Source organism: Psychrobacter sp. TB55-MNA-CIBAN-0194, from assembly GCF_040309505.1.
Taxonomy (GTDB): domain Bacteria; phylum Pseudomonadota; class Gammaproteobacteria; order Pseudomonadales; family Moraxellaceae; genus Psychrobacter; species Psychrobacter fozii.
In genome coordinates, this window is record NZ_JBEOOW010000297.1 from 1 (window position 1) to 271 (window position 271).

At 48.0% G+C, this 271-nt stretch carries 1 protein-coding gene; it reads right to left on the minus strand.

The genetic code is table 11. The features are described from left to right. Nucleotides 1-252 (minus strand): type 1 periplasmic-binding domain-containing protein (locus AAEY75_RS15210; RefSeq protein ID WP_352260051.1); only part of this gene is annotated, 252 nt, incomplete at its 3' end. Nucleotides 253-271: the final 19 nt, after the last annotated feature.

Consider the following 271-nt stretch of genomic DNA (forward strand, 5'->3'; position numbering starts at 1 on the left):
GTGTACGACGGCTGCTGCGACGATGTCATTGCTGGCAATGATGCCATCTGTTTCAGGGTACAGCTTGAAAAGAGCCTTGGCGCTTTTTCGGGCTTCCTGAAAAGAAAAAGAAGCGTTAGACATCACATGAAAGTTAGCACCTTCTTCAGTCAGAACATCAAGTGCGCCTTTGAATCTTTGCCGCGCCGTTTGAAGATGAGCGGGCCCTTTTAGCAATGTGATTTGCTGACTGCCGCGTTTGATTAATTCCATTGCAGCCATTTTCCCACCT